Below are 17,127 nucleotides of genomic sequence, written 5' to 3' on the forward strand. Positions count from 1 at the left end.
GTTAAAATAATAAATTTCAAATTGAAAATATGTTTGACAGATTAAAAAAGTGGTTATTGCCGGATGAGGAAGAAGAAGAGGAACTGCGGCTGACCAATCAGGCGCTGGTAGATCAGGTACTGGTTTCCTTTAAAGAGACGGTGGAGCGGGAATCCTTTAACCGGCGGATGATGTACGACTGCAGCTACCTCATCCTCATGCGGCCGGAGGATTACCGGCACGCAGAGCTGCGACTGGCGGGCATTACCGAGGGGATCCTCGACGAATTTTATGATTATATCAATCAGCGCAAAGAGCAGTATCCCCGCTATGAACCGATCGGCAGCTTCTGGGATTTCCAGTATTGTCCCGCAGAACGGGGGGTTGATAACAGTGAAATTGAACCGGGGACGATCCAGGTAGTGAGCACACCGACTTCTGAGAAATCCTGGTCGGAGCTCTCATCCGAACACATTAAGGTATCGGTAAGCAGCAAACATTCCAAGTATTCAAAATATGATCTGAACCCCACCACTTTTGCAAACATTGATATCCTTTCCAAAGGACATTTCCGGGTAAAGTTCCGCCGGGAATTCCTGGGCGATTTTACCACGCAGCAGGCGGCTCCCGCGGGTTCGCGGAACAGTGCGCCGGCGGATAAGCTGGCTACGATCCAGTTTGTGCTGAACAAACAACGGTACAGTTTCCCCATGCGTGAAAAACAACTGAAGATCACCAAGGAGATCGACGGGATGACCAGTACGGCAACCTTGCTGTGTATCAATGAACCGAGCGGAAGCCTGCAGAAAGAACATGTGATGATCAAATATGAAGAAGCTGCCCGGGCATTCTACATCGCGCTGTTTGCCGACGCATTTGTAAACGAGCAAAAGCTGGAGCTGAGCAGGGTAGGTGAAAATCCCGTATGGCACCCGCTGAAGAATGAATCCACCATTGTCTGTGGAATTTTTCAGCTGGATTTTAAAGGGACGGTTTAAATCATGGCGCAACAAAAATAAATAGCGTATGCTGGGTAGTGCAATGCTGGTATTTATTGTCCTGGTATTTCTGTTACAATCTAAAACGAAATCATGAGCAGGAAGATCGTTTTATACGGGCAAACAGATGTAGGACGCAGACGGGAGGAGAATGAAGATAACTTCATTGCGCTTTCGGCGCTCTGGAATGCACCCGCGCGTGCGCTCATCGGCGCCATTGACGGTGTGGGCGGCTACGAGGGCGGGGCGGAAGCAGCAGCGATCGCAAAAGAGACCATCGAACATTATTTGCAGAATTTCAGTTTTGGCGCACCGCTGCAGCTGCTGAAAGAAGCAGCTATTGCCGCCAACAACCGGATCGTTGAGCAACGAAGAACCAATGAAGCACTGAACCGTATGAGTTGTGTGATGTCGGTTGCTGTGCTGGATGCCGATAAGGAAATGATGTATGTGGCGCATGTGGGCGACAGCCGGGGGTATGTATTCCGTAACGGGAACATGCTGAAAATAACCCGCGATCATTCTGCTGTGGGAATGAAAGAAGACAGCGGATATCTTACCGAGGCAGAGGCGATGCAACATCCGCGCAGAAATGAGATCAGCAAAATGGCCGGGGAACTTTTCCTTGATGCGGATGACTCTGATAATTATTTCGACAGCATTGAACACAGTTTTCTGCCCGGAGATATTGCGCTGTTTTGTTCCGACGGATTAACAGACCTGGTTACACAGGCACAGATGGTACAGTTGCTGTCAGCCCCCGGTACCTTACAGCAAAAAACGCAGCAGCTGATCGATGCCGCCAATGAACTGGGAGGAAAAGATAATATTACCGTAGTACTGGCTTCCTATGCTGCCCCGAAAAAGCCGGGGCGTAAGAAAGGATCAAAAACAGCGATCGAAGTTCCGATTACTGAAGCCCCACCTTCATCTGATGAAATTATGACTGAAATAAATACGCGCTCCTCCAAAAAAAAAATAGCGGTGCTTCCGGTTATCATCGCGTTCGTCGTTGGATTTCTGGCTAACTGGCCGGGAACAGGGTCGTTCTTTAGCGGGCAGGAGACACCGCCTGCGGTACTACCGGACACTACCGGGATACGGCCGGACAGTCTGCCCCTGACGGACAGCGCCCATTTACAACATCTGGATACTTTAATCAATGCAACGGATACGATCTATCGCGACAGTATCCGGCGGAATGCATTGCAAGGCTACTAGCACATGAAGAAAAAAATAGTTTTATATCCCCGGAGAACCGAACGTATTCTTTTACTCGGTGCCACCCTGCTGCTGGGCATTATGGCATTTCAATATTACCAGAACAGGAAGGCGGATTTTATCAATACGGACTATGGGTATGAAAGCGGTAAAGTGATCAACCTGGCTGCGCCGGTTCAGGCGGCTACCCTGCAGCAGCTCTTTGCAAAAGGTGGCTATTTTACGGATGAGGCGTATATCCGTTTTATTGCGGGAAAGATCAAAACGCTTGTTGAAAAGGAAAGGGTGCTGCCCAACCTGGGGGCATTGAACAAAAACAGCCTGATGATCCCTGCAACGGATTTTCTGAATACTTCCAGTCCTTCGGGTAAACTCCGTTTTTTAAATGCCATTACGCAACTGGATATGGACAGTGCCCTGTATGATCAGGAATTGAAAAACCCGGTAGCCTATCCGGATGAAGTGGCCGTTCAGAACACAAAAACAAGACTGTCCATTCATGGCAAGGTCCGCCTGGGCGTCTCCGACAGCAGCGAAGGAGGTGCCGCAAAAGGAGTGCTGGTAAAACTTACGGAGATCTTTCCTTCCAATTATTATGATACCCTGAGTACAAAAGCCGCTGATGCACCGGCAGAGTTCCTGGCCCGGACAAATGAGAACGGCGCCTATGAATTCTATAACCTGAAAGAACACAGCAACTACCGGGTAACGGCCATGAAGCCCGGATATGATTTCGGTGGCGCCAAAGGCATCGCAGCAATGGATAATGATCAGACCTTCAACTTTTCGGGAAAGCCGCATCTGATAAGGCTGCTGGACCGGACGGAGTTCCGGCAGATCAAAAATGACAAGATCTTTACCGTGCGTACGCCAGCCGATTTTAAGAAAGAATACATCACCAATCTGGTATTATTCGTGCTGGCGTTCTGGGCCTTTCACTTTATTCTGTGGCTAAAGAATTACCGGAGCGATCAGTTCATCCTGCCGTTGCTGTTTTTCCTTTCGGGTACGGGGATCATGGCACTTTACAGCATGCAGGACCCGCTGCGCGATATTATCCACGGAAGCGGTATGGCAAAATGTGCAGCCGGTGTATTATTGTTTGCAGCGGTTGTATTGTTCTTTTTAAAGGACAGGGCCGTGATGCGTTTTTATCATTCCCGGTGGTTCGATCCCGTGTATGCGTTACTGCCCGGGGCGGGCGGGTTAAAAGCGCCCCGCGGCTATTCCTGGATGCTGTTGTCTATCGCACTGATGTTGCTGCTGGCCTTTATCGGTACCGGTCCGGAAGGGAGTGGTGTGAAAGTGAACCTGTTCGGGTTCCAGGTAAGCGAATTGTCCAAATTCTTAATGATCGTTTTTTTTGCGGCTTACTTCGCGGTGAATTCCGATTACTTCAGGAATATCCCGGACAACCGCTGGCTGACGCGCAATAACCTGAAGATGCTGCTGCTGTTCGTTTTCCTGCTGGCGGTTTATGCGGCCCTGGGGGATCTGGGGCCTGCGATCGTGCTTTGTCTCACCTTTCTGTTCTTCTATTCATTTGCAAAAGAAGAATTCTTTGCAATGGTGCTGGCTGCTGTTAGCTATGTGGTGCTGCTGACGATCACTTCCCGGTTCATCAATGATGCCCGGCATGATTTTCTTCCCGGCCTGGCCACACTAGCCTGCGTGGGAACACTGGCATTCGCCTTTTTCAAAAAGCGGTACGAATCGGTGTTTTTTATCATTCTGATCATCTCTTCCTTTATCCTGCTGGCCACCCTGCCATTTGAGTTTACACAGCGGCTGGCCGACCGTAACGGAATGTTCCGGAATATCTGGGAGAATAAGCTCATTGGCGGGGATCAGGTGGCGCACGGGATCTGGTCGCTGAATGCCGGAGGATTTTTCGGACAGGGCCTGGGGCAGGGTTATTCCAGTGTAATGCCCGCTTATCATACGGATATGATCCTGGAAAGCATCGGGGAGGAGTTGGGGATCACAGCACTGATCGCCCTTTTCCTGGCATTCGGATTACTGACCTATCGCTCCCTGCTCGCAGCGCGCAGAACGGGAAAGCCGTTTCTTTTCTACCTTGTGGCGGGTATCGCTATTGCCACTGTGCTGCAGTTTTTCCTGATCACGGCAGGTACCCTGGGATTGATCCCGCTTACAGGGATCTCAGTTCCGTTCCTCAGTAAGGGGAATGCGGGTATCATCATAACGCTGGCTGCTTTTATTCTGGTGCTGATACTGTCGCATGAAAGGGGGGATGCGCTGGAAATGGAATACGTGAAAAAGAACTTTGATAATGTGAATGCCTATGCGATCCTGAGCTTTTTTGCCGTGCTGATTTTTTATACCGGCACCCTGTTCTGGTACCAGTATAAATCGGATGAATATATTACAAAACCGTCCCTGGTGCTGAACCGTAAAGGTGCCTGGCAATACAGTTATAATCCACGCATCGGTATCTTCCTACGCGAGATCCGCTCGGGCAATATTTATGATAAGAACGGGGTATTGCTGGCCACTTCCAGCAAAGCGACTTTTGACCAGTTTAAGAACAAGCTCATTCCTCTGGGGGCCAACCCGGTTCTGTATGCCGAACAACTGAAACGGGAGCAGCACCGGTATTATCCGTTCGGGGCGGACCTGCTGTTCTGGCTGGGCGACTACAATAAAGAGATCGCAAACGAAGAAGAAGCGGGTTATGCGGCCGAATACCGCCATTACACCCTGCTGAAAGGATTTGATGTTACCTATACCACATCGCAGAAAACATCCGACCGCTACCGGGAAGCCCGGTTCCTGCCGGTTACCGAAAAGGAATCGGAGCTGGTGAAATATGATTACAGCGCATTGGCGCCGATTCTGAAGGAGGGTAAAAATGGCAAATGGGTAGAGCTGCAGAATAATAAGGATAAGGACATCCGCCTGTCGCTGGACGTGGTGCTGAACCAGAAGATCAATGCGGTGATCCAGAATACCGCGGCATCCGGTCCGTTCCGGACTTCTGTGGTTGCGCTGAATGCAGCAACCGGTGATGTGCTCGCCTCAGCGTCCAATCCGGCACCTTCCTACAAGGATCTGAAGCTGATCAGCAATATCGACCCTTCCGATTACCGTACGATCTTCCGGCAACTGTTCCAGGACCGGGTGGTCGTGCCCCAGGACCTGGGGATCACTTTCAATTCCAGGCCGGGATCAACGGTGAAAATCATTGATGCCACTGCTGCCATGAACCAGTATGGCACTGCAGCCTCACAGTTCAGTTATTTTATTTATCCCGCAGAGGTGATCCATCAGGGTGAGCCGGTGAACATGAATGTGGATATGCGTACGGCCATCGTCCGCTCCAGCAATGTTTATTTTATCAAACTGGCCAACGATAAGAATTTGCAGACTTCCCTTTTTAACCTGTATGATGCTTTGGGGATGAATATCCTGAACCGGGGTGGCTTTCATTTTCAGCGGCCGGAGGATTACGACAGCGAGCGTTATTTCAAAGAGTGGGGAACATTTGTTGCAAAAGGTAAGAGTATTTTTAACAGCCAGCGGCTGATGAATACACGGAGACGGCTGCAGTCGCCGTATTCCGACCTGGCCTGGGGGCAGGGCGAGCTGGCTGCAACACCGCTGCACCTGGCGCGTATGTCTGGTGTAATAGCCGATAGCGGCGTGCTGCAACCCTCCCGTTTCCTGTTTCAAAGCTGGAATAACAAATTGTCACTGCAAAAGGAACAGTCCATTACCAGTGAGCCCCGGATCGCGCCACTCATCGGTGAATTTATGAAAGAGCAATCCGCTAAGGTATCTGCCGCTTCGGGGTTGACGGTACATGGGAAAACGGGTAGTCCCGAACGCGATAAACTGATCCGGAAGGCAGACGGGAAAACCGCGCTGAAACGGGTCACGGACTCCTGGTATACATTTTTTGTAGCTTCGCCGAAGCTAAGGGCCCCGGTGGCTTTTACCATACGGATCGAAGAGATCGGAAATTCGGAATACGCAAAAACACTGGCGGTTGAACTATTGAAACAATTAAAATCGGCCGGGTATTTTTAGCTGTCAGCAATTAGCTGTCAGCCCTTAGTTATCCGCCGGTAGCTGAAATAATAATTAACATTGAATCCAGTAATATGAATTGGTTTAAGAAAAAATTTGAACAGTTTTCGGAAAAGCTGAACGCCGATGATCCTTCTTTTGGTGAGGTGGAAAAAAAGGCAAGGGCCGCGGAAGAGGCTTCCGGAAAAAAAGTGGTACCGGTGGTACCGCCTGCTGCGCCGTCGTCGCCACGGGTGGATAATATCGAAGCGTTAAAGGAGATCACCCTGGGTGCCATCAGCAATACGGTGCGGATGCTGGGTTACAGCGCTACAAAAATTTCCGGCCTGGTATTTCATTCTGCGTATAAGGACAATGCGATTGAGAATGTGGGCCTGATGAGCCTCGTTAAAGACCCGCAGTTCATCAGCCGCATCAAGCGCGAATTCCGGTCACGGGGCATCCAGTACCTGGAGCCCCTGAGCGTGGAAGTGATCCATGAATCGCCCGACACCGCCCGTGTTACGGCCATTACAGAAGGGATAGGGGTGGAAGTGCTGACACCGGGGGAATCACTGAGGAAACTGAAAGCCCGCGTAGTGGCCACTGAAGGCATCACCTGGGAGCAGGAGTATATCCTGGAACCCTCGGGCAAGCATTATTTTATCGGGAGGGGTAAGGATCCCAAAATTGAGAACGGTCCTAAAATTCACAACGACATCGCATTTGTGGGGATCGAAGAGCAAAACGAAGAACAATACAAGATCAACAATTTTATCAGCCGCTCGCATGCCATGATCGTCTTCGACAAAGAGATCGGGGCCTATAAGATTTACCGCTCAAAATTCCTGAACAACCCCTCGCATAAGATCAAGATCTTTAATGCATCGCTGGATGATTTTTCGGGGATCAGTCTGGGCAATGCAGCGGTGCCGCATGTTTTGAAGGACGGAGACAGCATTTGCTTTAATGATAAGATCGTACTGGAATTTTTTCTGTTAACCCAATAAAAAGGAACATGCTGGAACTGGCATCGAAATATGATATTCTGAAGGTGATCGGTCACGGAGGTTTTTCTGCCGTATTCAAGGCGCGGAGCAAAGATGACCCGGAACACGTGGTGGCGCTGAAACAGCTGGATTTTGTGCTGGAAAACGAGGACGCCAAAGAATACCGGGATTTTAAGAATGAGGTAGAGATCCTGAAGCGGCTGGATCATCCGCATATTGTAAAGATCTACGAAGAATACATACTGGATAATAAACCCTCGCTTGAGATGGAGTTTGTGGACGGCGAAACACTGGAAACCGTACTGCAACGCGAAGGCCCTTTTTCTGTGGATGACGCGCTGGATGTGATCGCCCAGATGGCTGCTGCACTCAGCTATTGCCACCATTACCATACTTATGGCGCATCGCCCCGGCACCGGGTTTCCGATTCGGTGATCATCAACCGCAATGCCATTATCCATAACGATATCAACCCCAAGAATATCATCCGCTCCAAAATTGAGGACGGATCCTACCGCTACGTGCTTATCGATTTCGGTTTGTCTTTTGTGGATCCTGATGCCGTTAGGCACAGTAAGAAGGAAGACGGCATGGCCGAGTACAAGGCCCCGGAGAAATGGCGTGGTCAACTGGTGGATACGCCGTCGGATATTTACAGTCTGGGGATCGTGATTTATGAATTGCTGACCGGCGGCGTCCCGTTTCCGGTAAAGGATTATAAGCAGGCCAATGAAATGATCGCGCTGGAAGAAAAACATAAAAGCGCTCCGGTGCCGGATATCTGTGAAAAACGGATCGAAGCCCTGGAGCAGAGAGAGGGACAGCGGCCGGATAGCTGCGACATTCCTGCGTGGCTGGAGCTGCTGGTGCTCCGGTGCCTGGAAAAGGATCCGTTGAAGCGTTTCAGAACAGGCAGGGAGCTGGCCCGGTTCTTTTACGACGGACTGGATGGTAAGATCGAGATCCCGGAGGAAGAAGCGGAAGTGATCGATATTGACCCCGCGGGTCCGGTAAAGAACGCCGGAGCCTACCTGGAAGTAGCCCCCAATATCCTTACCGAAGGACAGCACTTTTTTCTGAATAAGGACCTGGTTACCGTTGGCAGATGGAATGATCAGCCGGGCATGCCGGCCGATTTCAGCATCCGGACATCCGACCGGTTCATCTCTAAAAATCATTGCCAGGTTTTACGCCGGCGCAACACCGACGGGGAGTATACCTATTTTCTCCAGGACAAGGCTCCGAGTAAGAACGGGACCTTTTTCAATACAGAAAAGAATTCCATACGTCTTTCCGACAGAACGGAAGTGGCATTAAAGGACGGCGACTATTTCTGGTTGGGAAATACAAAACTCATCTTTCATCAGGGCTAAGCCCTGCAACAATTACCGTCGCGCACACGCAGCAGCCCTGGCGAATAACGGCCTTGTTTACAGTTTATTCCCTTCTTTGGGGAAAACAATGGTTGGCTGGTGTTTTTTGGCTTCTTCAACGCTCATCATGGCATAGGAGATAATGATGACCGGGTCACCTACCTGGGCCTTGCGTGCAGCAGGTCCGTTGAGGCAAATGGTGCCGGAGCCTCTTTTGCCCTTGATCACATAGGTTTCCAGACGTTCGCCATTATTGACATTTACTACCTGAACCTTTTCATTCTCAAGGAGATTGGCCGCTTCCATCAGCGCTTCATCGATGGTGATGCTGCCCATATAATTGAGAAAGGCCTCTGTGACCACGGCTCTGTGGATCTTGGATTTAAAAACTTCAATAAACATAGGGGTGCAAAAGTACAGTTTTCAAAATATACACTCATCCTGTACAATGATTTAGTTAACAAATTCTAAAGCTGTTTAGTTCTAAATATTATTGTAAATTCGTGAATTAGTAAGGATTTTTTATAAGATATATTTGAAACTCATGAAATCGTTTATTGTTACGGCAGGATTAATTCTACTACTGGGAACCGCCCAGGCGCAAAAAAGACTGACTGCAGTAGTTACTTCCAAAGGTACTGTTGTTGAGCATAAAGTTACCTCCGGGGAGTCGTTATTGTATCTAAGCAATAAGTACGGCATTTCCCTTTCAACACTTGCCAGGGCCAACGGATTGAAAACCAATCAGGATATACGGATTGGCCAGCTGATCCGGGTGCCGGTTACCGCTGCCAACCTGAATACAAAATCAAGAAAAGGGATTCCGGTGTATTATGAAGCCGGTGCAAAGGATAACCTGACCACGATCAGCAGGAAATTTAACCGGGTTGACATCAAAACCCTGAAGTCCTGGAATAAACTGCGGAAAGACGTGGTTTCAAAGGGACAGGACCTGCTGGTGGGTTATATGACCGATAATGCAGCAAAAAAAGAAGAGGATAAAAAAGAGACCGCTGCCACAAATTCAGGAGCTGATATTAAAGCCGGTAAAAAAGTTACCGCAACCTCGGCCGTGAACATCCGCAAGGGTGCCGGTACCGATAAGGCGGTAGTAGGCACGGTTCAGAAGGACGAAGTGGTTACCGTTACACGCCGTGTAAACAGCGAGTGGGCCGAGATCCGCACAGCTGACGGAAAAAAAGGCTATATGGCTGCTCAGTTCCTTGAGCCGGCAGCTTCCCAGCCCGAAGAAGAGAAAAGTACTGCTAAAAGCGGTAGCGATCTGAAGGCGGGCACGAAAGTAACTGTATCTTCAGCTGTAAATATCCGTAAGGGACCGGGCACCGACCAGCCGGTGGTGGGCCGGCTGGAAAAAGATGAAGTGGTTACTGTAACGCGCCGGATAAATGATGAATGGACTGCGATCCGCACTGCTGATGGAAAAAAGGGCTATATGGCTTCCCAGTTTCTTGAAACAGCAGATCGTGCAGTAACTGAAACGCGCGAAGTTCCAAAAACGGCAGCAGCAAAAAACTCCGGTAAAAAAGTAAAGGCAGCAACAGATACCTATATAAATATCCGCAAAGGTCCGGGCACGGATCAGCCGGTGGTAGGGCAGGCACAGAAGGATGAACTGCTTACTTTGATCCGCCGGGTAAATGACGAATGGTCCGTTGTACGTACAGGCGATGGTACCGAAGGCTATGCTGCCAGCCAGTATCTTGTTGATCCTTCCGTTGAACCGGCGCCGCCGGTGGCTAAAAAAGAACAGCCTGCAGCCCGGGCAGAAAAACAAATGGCGATTACAGGAACCGGCATCAACATCCGCAAAGGTCCGGGAACCAATGAACCGGTAGTGGGCAGGGCAGAAAGCAATGAAATCGTTACGGTAACCCGTGATGTAAATAGCGAATGGGCTGCAGTCCGCACCGGTGAAGGTGTTACGGGGTATATCGCTTCCCGCTTTTTAGGGCCGGTAGGCAGCAACAATGTTGCGGAAGCCGCGCCTGAAGAAACTGCTGTTGCCAAAACGGAATCCAAAAAACAACCCCGCACAAAAACTGAAGCGCCGGTCTCTTCTGCCCCGGTTGCTGAAACAGCGCCGCCTGCTGTAGGTTTTGATGAGAGCGGCTATTTTAAAACCGCATATGATACACAAACGGGGGCGGCTGCTACAAAAGACCGGTCGGTACATGCAGGGGTGTTTAAAACAGACAAAGGCTGGGATGACGGGAAATACTACATGCTGATCGACGGGATCCCCTCCGGCACAATTGTAAAGCTGTCCAATCCCAATGCCAACACTTCCGTGTATGCCAAAGTGCTGGGTGATATAAAAAGCCTGAAACAGAAAAAAGGACCGGCGGCACGTATCAGCGATGCGGCTGCAACAGCATTACGCATCAATGCCGGCGATTTTGATGTGGTGGTAACCCATTAAAGAACGTCACATTAAATAATTCATGAACGCCCTGCTTTGCGGGGCGTTTGTGCTTCGGAACTGTTGCAGTAAGGGCATCAGGGCCGCAGAAAGATCCAGTAAGTAATAAAGAGTACAATGCTGTGGATGAGGGCAACCAGGAAAAAATTTTTCCCGACGGTAAACCCTTTGATGATATTGATCAGCACAAGAAGTCCGATAAAGACCATAAAGAAAATGAGGGTGGTACTGCCCAGGCCGGGTGTTCCGTCGGGATGATCAGGGCTCAGTCTTACAAACGCAAAAACAATAAGCGCTGCAACAATATAAAATGAGAGGAGGAGGGTATATGTCTTTTTCATATCAGGGCTTTATTTCCCTAATGACACAAACTTTGTGCTAAAAATATCAGCCGGAATTTATAAAAGCTTAAAAATCCGGAGTATGAGGGAACATATTGTTTCAGTTGTGGTTTTATTGTTTGTTTTGCGGATATCGTTTTGGACCGGTAATGCCTTGTTTCATATAGGATTCCCGGTTCATTTCAAAGTGTATTTCAGACATAGCATTGAGATAGGCTTCCAATGGCTCCATGCCCAGTAGGGCCCTTCGTTTGTTAACATGAACGCTGTCGTATAAATTTTTAGGATAAGCCTGGCAACTGTCCGTGTTATACGTTACCTGGGATCCGTAGATTTGGGGCTTCCCGGTATTGAGATTTACGCGGTCTGTCAGCCAGCCGTATTTATCAGCCGGCGCGTTCTTTTTATCTACCTGCTGCCGCATTCCCTCCAGTACCTGTTGCTGAAAGGCCGGATCAAAATCACAATGTTGTACCATAAGCCAAAAATTGAATGCGCCCTCTTTGCCGACAAGATCATAGCCCGGATAGCCGTGATCGCGGTAGATTACCGCCAACCGCTTTTTGTGGGTTTGGAAAACACTGTCTTTAAAATGCTGCCAGTCTGCCTTATCCAGATCCTTGTAAGCGCCTGCCGGAGGCTTAGCGGCTATCTGGTCGGTTTTTACCATTGCCGCTAATTCGTTTGCCAATGCGGCATTGTATGTTTTTTCCTGAGCAGCGGTGGAAATGCAGATCAACAATGTGGCAATGAAACAGTACCGTTTTTTCATATTTATAATTATTATTGGACGTCCTGTAAATTAAAATAATCTCCTGAAATTGCATTTCTTTTGGCCAGTGTTAGCCGGGAGCCTTACCGTATTTGAATAAAATATATCTGGCCGGATCGTTGCCAGGATTCAATGCCACTGTCTTTTCTGCAAACTCAAGGGCTTTCTTTTTATTATCCTGAAGAAAATAGCCCTGTGCCAGGTATTGATAGATTCGTTCTTCGTATTGTATAAATTCTTCGCTGTCTTTCATGTCAAGGCATTTTTTCAGGTAGGAGATGCCTGCTTCCAAATGCAGCTTTTTTTCGACCCCGAATCTACCTGCATTGAAATAATTACCGATGTATTTTATTGTTTTCGCGGCATGAAGCAGTATGTTCCATGCTTTATCCGGGTCGGCGGTATAGATCTTGAACGCCAGGTTACGGGAGGCCATTTCAATATTGTACTGGTTTTGTACGGCCGGTTTTGTTTGTTCATCTTCAGCAGCTTGTTTGATCGCTTGCTGATACAGGGCTTCTGCCTTGCTTTTCCATCCCTCGGCAAGACAAACAGACGCGATATTGCAATAATCCAGACCGGCACCGCCCAGCATTTTTTGAAACGGGAAATAATTGCTGAATGTGTTGAACGCTTTTTCGTCGCGGTTTTTTGCAGCCAGTTTATAAAAATACCACGAGGTTTCGGGGTATTTCGGGATGTCAATACCGAATACATCATTCAGGTCTTTCTGCACTTCGTTAAAATATTCGAGCGCATTTACCACACTGTCCCTGTCCTGGAAATTGGTGACAGAGTTGAAAATATGCCAGAGCGCCGCCTCCATTTTGTTCGGTACGATGCTCATGTGGTGCGAACCTGCTGCTATCTCTGATTTAAAAATAAACCGGGTACTGTCCAGTATCTTTACTTTATCGGCGATTTCACTTACATAGTCCTTTCTTCTTTTTATATCCTCTGCTCCCACGGCCAGATATACAAAAGCCTTATTGTTGTTATAGTACCGGGCAATGGAATCGGAGATGGAATAAACCGGTTTGGTCTCGTCGTTCCAGTACCGTTCGGGAGCGAACAATATATAACCCTTAAACAGTCCGGGATGGTGAAGCATCAGGTAATTCCCGTAAACGGCGCTGTAGGAATGGCCCATAAAGGCTTTGTATACCGATGCCCCGAATTCTTTTTCCACGTCGGGAATGATCCGGGTGGTCCATTCCTTTAAAAAGGTCATCCCTTTTGGATTGGGTTTGCCGGTTAAAAAATTAAAATCGATAAGTTTTCTTCCGCTGATGATGCCAACAACGATGGTGCCGGGGATGCTTTTTTGTTTCATTGCAAAAGAGGCACAGCCAAACAGGATGCCGTCTTCTGTGTCCTCAACGGTGTAAATGGCGGTATGTTTTGCATTCTTATCAAAACGTTCCGGAAGCCATACGCGGTAACGGATGCTATCGTTCAGTTCAGAGGCATAAATGCTTCTGGTAACAATGGTCTGCGCTTTTACAAATGATGTTGCAAAAAAGGCGGTTAAAAACAGGATCGGTTTCATGTGTAGGTTTGAACAACGAAATACCTGTTTTCGTACAGTTTGAAATTGTAGTTTTCGGCCAATCTGTCTATTGCTTCAGCTGTTCCAGCAGTTTTTTACCTTCCTCCAACGAATATTGCGTGCGGGATGGATCATAGTTGTTAATAAAATATTCTATGGCATTGAGCCCCTCTTTTTTCCGGATATTTTTGTCTGCGGCAATTTTTGCAATAAAATAACTGAATGAAAGTTGTAGTACAGGTGCCTGTTTTTCCCATTTTTTTGCAAAATCAATGGCCCGTGTACCATCGTTCATTTTGTAAGCCAGTAACTCAATCGGTCTTCTGAAATAAAAGAAATGCCCCTTATAGGTATGGGGATCGGTCAGGTATTTTACCCAGTATTCAAGGGCGATGTTGTATTCATGGATCCTTTCATACAACTGGGCGGCTGATGAGTTGAACTGGTCATTCTCTGGCGGCAATTTTGACATATAGTTCAGATAATTTGCAGCCTGTTCCTTATTAGTGATGATCGCAAAGGCAAGGCTGAGTACTCCGGAGCGGGAGGGTTTCACATCCACATTATAAATATCGGCCACCGCCGAAGTATAAAGTTCGATGATTTTTTCAGGATCAGCCCCGGTCTTTTTTAATGAATCGATCAATGGCCGGTTCCAGTCGTTTGGCTGATAATAATCCGAAAATACGAATGTAATGCCGCCCGAAAGGCCAATACCTCCCACACCAAAATGTTCCGCCTCAAACAATTCCTGTTTTGTTTTTAAATGGGCGTTGTGATTCAGGCGGAACAGGCTGTCCAGCGCCTGCCCCGACCGGATCCTGGATGTAGCATCCCGGGTTCCTGAAGCAACATAATAATAAATATTACTGGTAAATTGCTGGTTCATGAAGTCCCTGAATTCGCCCAACTGATCTCCAAACAGATTTTGACTCAGGCAAATGACGCCGCGGAAAGCAGCAGGATAGGTGGTGAGTACTTTTTGGGCAAAGCTGGCACCGTCAGAATGGCCCACCAGTATATTGAAGCCGGAGGCCGCATAATGCTGTGTTATAAACTCCCGTAATTCAGTAACAATGTATGCTGAAAATTTTTTACTGGTCTCGCTGAACGCACCGATCTTAAAATTAAGACTGACATCTTTTCCGCGGTCCGGACTGCTGATCCCTACCACTATGGATGGAGGTATGATATTAAAGCTTGTCAGTTTTCTTACCTCCTGTACTGTTGGTTCAAACATCCAGCTTTCATCCAGCACATAGAGGACGGGATATTTTTCATTCTTCTTAAAGTTGGGGGGCAAATACACTTTGATCGTCCGGTCTTCGTTAAGAAGTGATGAATGCAGGGTATCTTTCCGGTAAGCAATAACGATACTGTCCGTTGCAGAGTTTACTGTTGCTTGGGCCGGGCTGCTTCCGGTCATGAGTACCAGCAGCAATGCAGATAATATTTTCATTCTGGCGATTTTAACAACAAAATACGTATGTTTTCGTATTTTTAAATTGTACTTTTCAGCCAAAATCGATAGTCTTTTCAAGGAATTCAAAGATGACATTGTCATCGGCCAGTTTGGCGATGGCTTTATAAAGGTTTTTGGGACTTTTACCGGTCAGTTTTTTGTACATTTTTATATAATAGGCCTGATCATAGTAGTTGCTTTCATAACTGATGTCGGTAAGCCGTTTGAATTTTTCCTTTATTACTTTATTTTCCAATGATTGACGGAAACGGGCTATTTTTCTGTATCCTACAGGTGCAATGCCCACATAGTTTTTGAACAGACGGTTAAAGCTTCGTTCTGCGATATTTAAAACAGCCGCTGTTTCACTGATGGTTTTTTCATTAGTGAAGTCACCCAGTATATCAATGGCGGTATACAACAACGGCTCTTTCTCATATGGACGACAGATATCCAGCAAAAAATCTTCTGTGGTCTGAGTGCGTTTGTTTATGTCTGCGGTGGTATACAATTTTTGAAGAAAAACCTGGTATTCCGGTAATGAATCCCATCCGGTAAAAATATTCGTAAAGCCCCGTACGGCATGCTGCAGTGGTTCATTTATAAATGCGTTGAGGCCGGCGGGTTTAAAAGCAATAGTCAGTTTGTCAATATTCCCGTTCCACTCCACCTGCAGCGGGGCCTCCCGCATACCGTTAACAATAGCAGTAATACCCGCTGCAGCGCTTTCCCTGATCTGTACTTTTTCTTTTTCAATTGATACCGTCACATTCCTGTGAATGTTAACCGGCATTGTGGTATTCGGAAAAGAATAATAACGACTGTAGTGTGCCGGGCTGTCCGTTTTTACAAAATAATAATACTGAATGTATTTTTTCAGTAATGGATGGTTCGGGTATCGCGCTTCAAATTTCATACGAACTGATACCCTCTAAGGAAATCGGCGATCTGCATGCGTTTTTTCCCTTCCAGTTGCAGCTCCTTTATTTCAAGATAACCATCCGTGCAGGCAAAACGCAGGAATGTTTTTCCATCTGTATGATAGCTGCCGGGCCTGATATCCGGATCCTCCATATGTTTGATAGCAGTGAAGACCTTTAGTTTTTTACCATTCAGATAGGTGAACGCACCCGGATAAGGGGAAAGACCGCGTACCAGGTTGTAGATGGCCGTTACCGGCCGGTTAAAATCGATCAGACAGGTTTCGGTGAAGATCTTTGGCGCATGGTGTATCGCGCTTCCTTCGGGGAGCTGCTGGGGTATTTCTGTAATTGATCCATCCGCCAGGCGCTGCACCGTTTCTACGAGCAGGTCTGCACCGATTGCTTTCATGGTATCATGAACGGTACCCGCAGTATCGGTTTCCGAAACCGGGAAGCGGGCCTGCAGCAGGATATTGCCGGTATCGATCTCGTGCTGTAGTTTGAAGGTAGTGACCCCCGTTTCCTTTTCGCCATTGATCACTGCCCAGTTGATGGGCGCGGCACCCCGGTACTGGGGCAGCAATGAACCATGCAGGTTGATGGTGCCCATGGGCGGCATATTCCACACGATCTCGGGAAGCATCCGGAATGCGACGCAGATCTGAAGATCGGCCTTCAGTTCCCCGAGCTCCTGCAGGAAATCAGGGTGTTTCAGCTTTTCCGGCTGTAGGATCTTCCAGCCTTTATCCAGCGCATATTTTTTTACCGCACTTTGCTGCAATTCCATCCCCCGGCCTGCGGGCTTGTCCGGAGCAGTAATAACCCCTGCAATGGTAGCCCCGGCCCGGGCAAGGGCATCCAGACTGGCCACCGCGAACTCCGGTGTTCCCATAAACACGATACGTAAATTTCTTGCCTGTTCATTAAATATCATCCCGCAAAAATAATGATGTAATCGAACATGGTAGCTTGTTTGCGGAATAACCTGTTTTTAAAAACGGATCCCTGTGCTATTTACAGAAGGTAACAG

Annotated in this window: 13 protein-coding genes; 6 read left to right on the forward strand and 7 right to left on the reverse strand. The window is 48.0% G+C overall.

The features are described from left to right. Positions 1 to 29 precede the first annotated feature (29 nt). The 5 genes from K7B07_RS19585 (at position 30) to K7B07_RS19605 (ending at position 8,610) form a co-directional block, all read left to right on the forward strand. The gene (locus tag K7B07_RS19585) at positions 30 to 977 is read left to right on the forward strand and encodes a hypothetical protein (RefSeq protein WP_223712227.1); all 948 of its coding nucleotides are present in this window, start codon (positions 30 to 32) and stop codon (positions 975 to 977) included. A gap of 93 nt (positions 978 to 1,070) precedes the next feature. Continuing rightward, a complete protein-coding gene (locus K7B07_RS19590) occupies positions 1,071 to 2,198 on the forward strand; it encodes a PP2C family protein-serine/threonine phosphatase (RefSeq protein ID WP_223712228.1) in 1,128 nt (375 codons plus the stop codon). Between the two features lie 3 nt (positions 2,199 to 2,201). Next, positions 2,202 to 6,248, forward strand: a complete 4,047-nt coding sequence (locus K7B07_RS19595; protein WP_223712229.1) for an FtsW/RodA/SpoVE family cell cycle protein — start codon at positions 2,202 to 2,204, stop codon at positions 6,246 to 6,248. 74 nt (positions 6,249 to 6,322) lie between these two features. Further along, positions 6,323 to 7,237: a hypothetical protein gene (locus K7B07_RS19600; protein ID WP_223712230.1), complete on the forward strand. Its 915-nt coding sequence runs from the start codon at positions 6,323 to 6,325 to the stop codon at positions 7,235 to 7,237. Between the two features lie 8 nt (positions 7,238 to 7,245). After that, entirely contained in the window at positions 7,246 to 8,610 is a 1,365-nt protein-coding gene (locus K7B07_RS19605; protein ID WP_223712231.1) for an FHA domain-containing serine/threonine-protein kinase, read from the forward strand. Positions 8,611 to 8,667: 57 nt separating this feature from the next. On the opposite strand, the gene panD is transcribed toward K7B07_RS19605, so the two are convergent. Further along, a complete protein-coding gene (gene panD / locus K7B07_RS19610) occupies positions 8,668 to 9,012 on the reverse strand; it encodes an aspartate 1-decarboxylase (RefSeq protein ID WP_223712232.1) in 345 nt (114 codons plus the stop codon). Positions 9,013 to 9,154: 142 nt separating this feature from the next. Between panD and K7B07_RS19615 the strand changes: the two genes are divergently transcribed. Further along, the gene (locus tag K7B07_RS19615; protein ID WP_223712233.1) at positions 9,155 to 11,050 is read left to right on the forward strand and encodes an SH3 domain-containing protein; all 1,896 of its coding nucleotides are present in this window, start codon (positions 9,155 to 9,157) and stop codon (positions 11,048 to 11,050) included. Positions 11,051 to 11,127: 77 nt separating this feature from the next. Here the strand turns inward: K7B07_RS19615 and K7B07_RS19620 are convergent, their stop codons facing one another. The 6 genes from K7B07_RS19620 to fmt all read right to left on the reverse strand — a co-directional run bounded on the left by K7B07_RS19620 (position 11,128) and on the right by fmt (position 17,031). Beyond that, positions 11,128 to 11,391 (reverse strand): hypothetical protein, encoded by a 264-nt coding sequence (locus K7B07_RS19620; protein WP_223712234.1) that lies wholly within the window; start codon positions 11,389 to 11,391, stop codon positions 11,128 to 11,130. Between the two features lie 112 nt (positions 11,392 to 11,503). After that, entirely contained in the window at positions 11,504 to 12,163 is a 660-nt protein-coding gene (locus K7B07_RS19625) for a DUF6624 domain-containing protein (RefSeq protein ID WP_223712235.1), read from the reverse strand. A gap of 70 nt (positions 12,164 to 12,233) precedes the next feature. Beyond that, a complete protein-coding gene (locus K7B07_RS19630; RefSeq protein WP_223712236.1) occupies positions 12,234 to 13,712 on the reverse strand; it encodes an alpha/beta hydrolase-fold protein in 1,479 nt (492 codons plus the stop codon). Between the two features lie 67 nt (positions 13,713 to 13,779). Further along, positions 13,780 to 15,171 (reverse strand): alpha/beta hydrolase, encoded by a 1,392-nt coding sequence (locus K7B07_RS19635; protein WP_223712237.1) that lies wholly within the window; start codon positions 15,169 to 15,171, stop codon positions 13,780 to 13,782. A gap of 55 nt (positions 15,172 to 15,226) precedes the next feature. Further along, positions 15,227 to 16,090, reverse strand: a complete 864-nt coding sequence (locus K7B07_RS19640) for a helix-turn-helix domain-containing protein (protein ID WP_223712238.1) — start codon at positions 16,088 to 16,090, stop codon at positions 15,227 to 15,229. Then, a complete protein-coding gene (gene fmt, locus K7B07_RS19645; protein ID WP_223712239.1) occupies positions 16,087 to 17,031 on the reverse strand; it encodes a methionyl-tRNA formyltransferase in 945 nt (314 codons plus the stop codon). Before fmt ends, K7B07_RS19640 begins: the two co-directional genes overlap by 4 nt. Positions 17,032 to 17,127 lie beyond the last annotated feature (96 nt).

It is taken from the genome of Niabella beijingensis, from assembly GCF_020034665.1.
Lineage (GTDB): Bacteria > Bacteroidota > Bacteroidia > Chitinophagales > Chitinophagaceae > Niabella > Niabella beijingensis.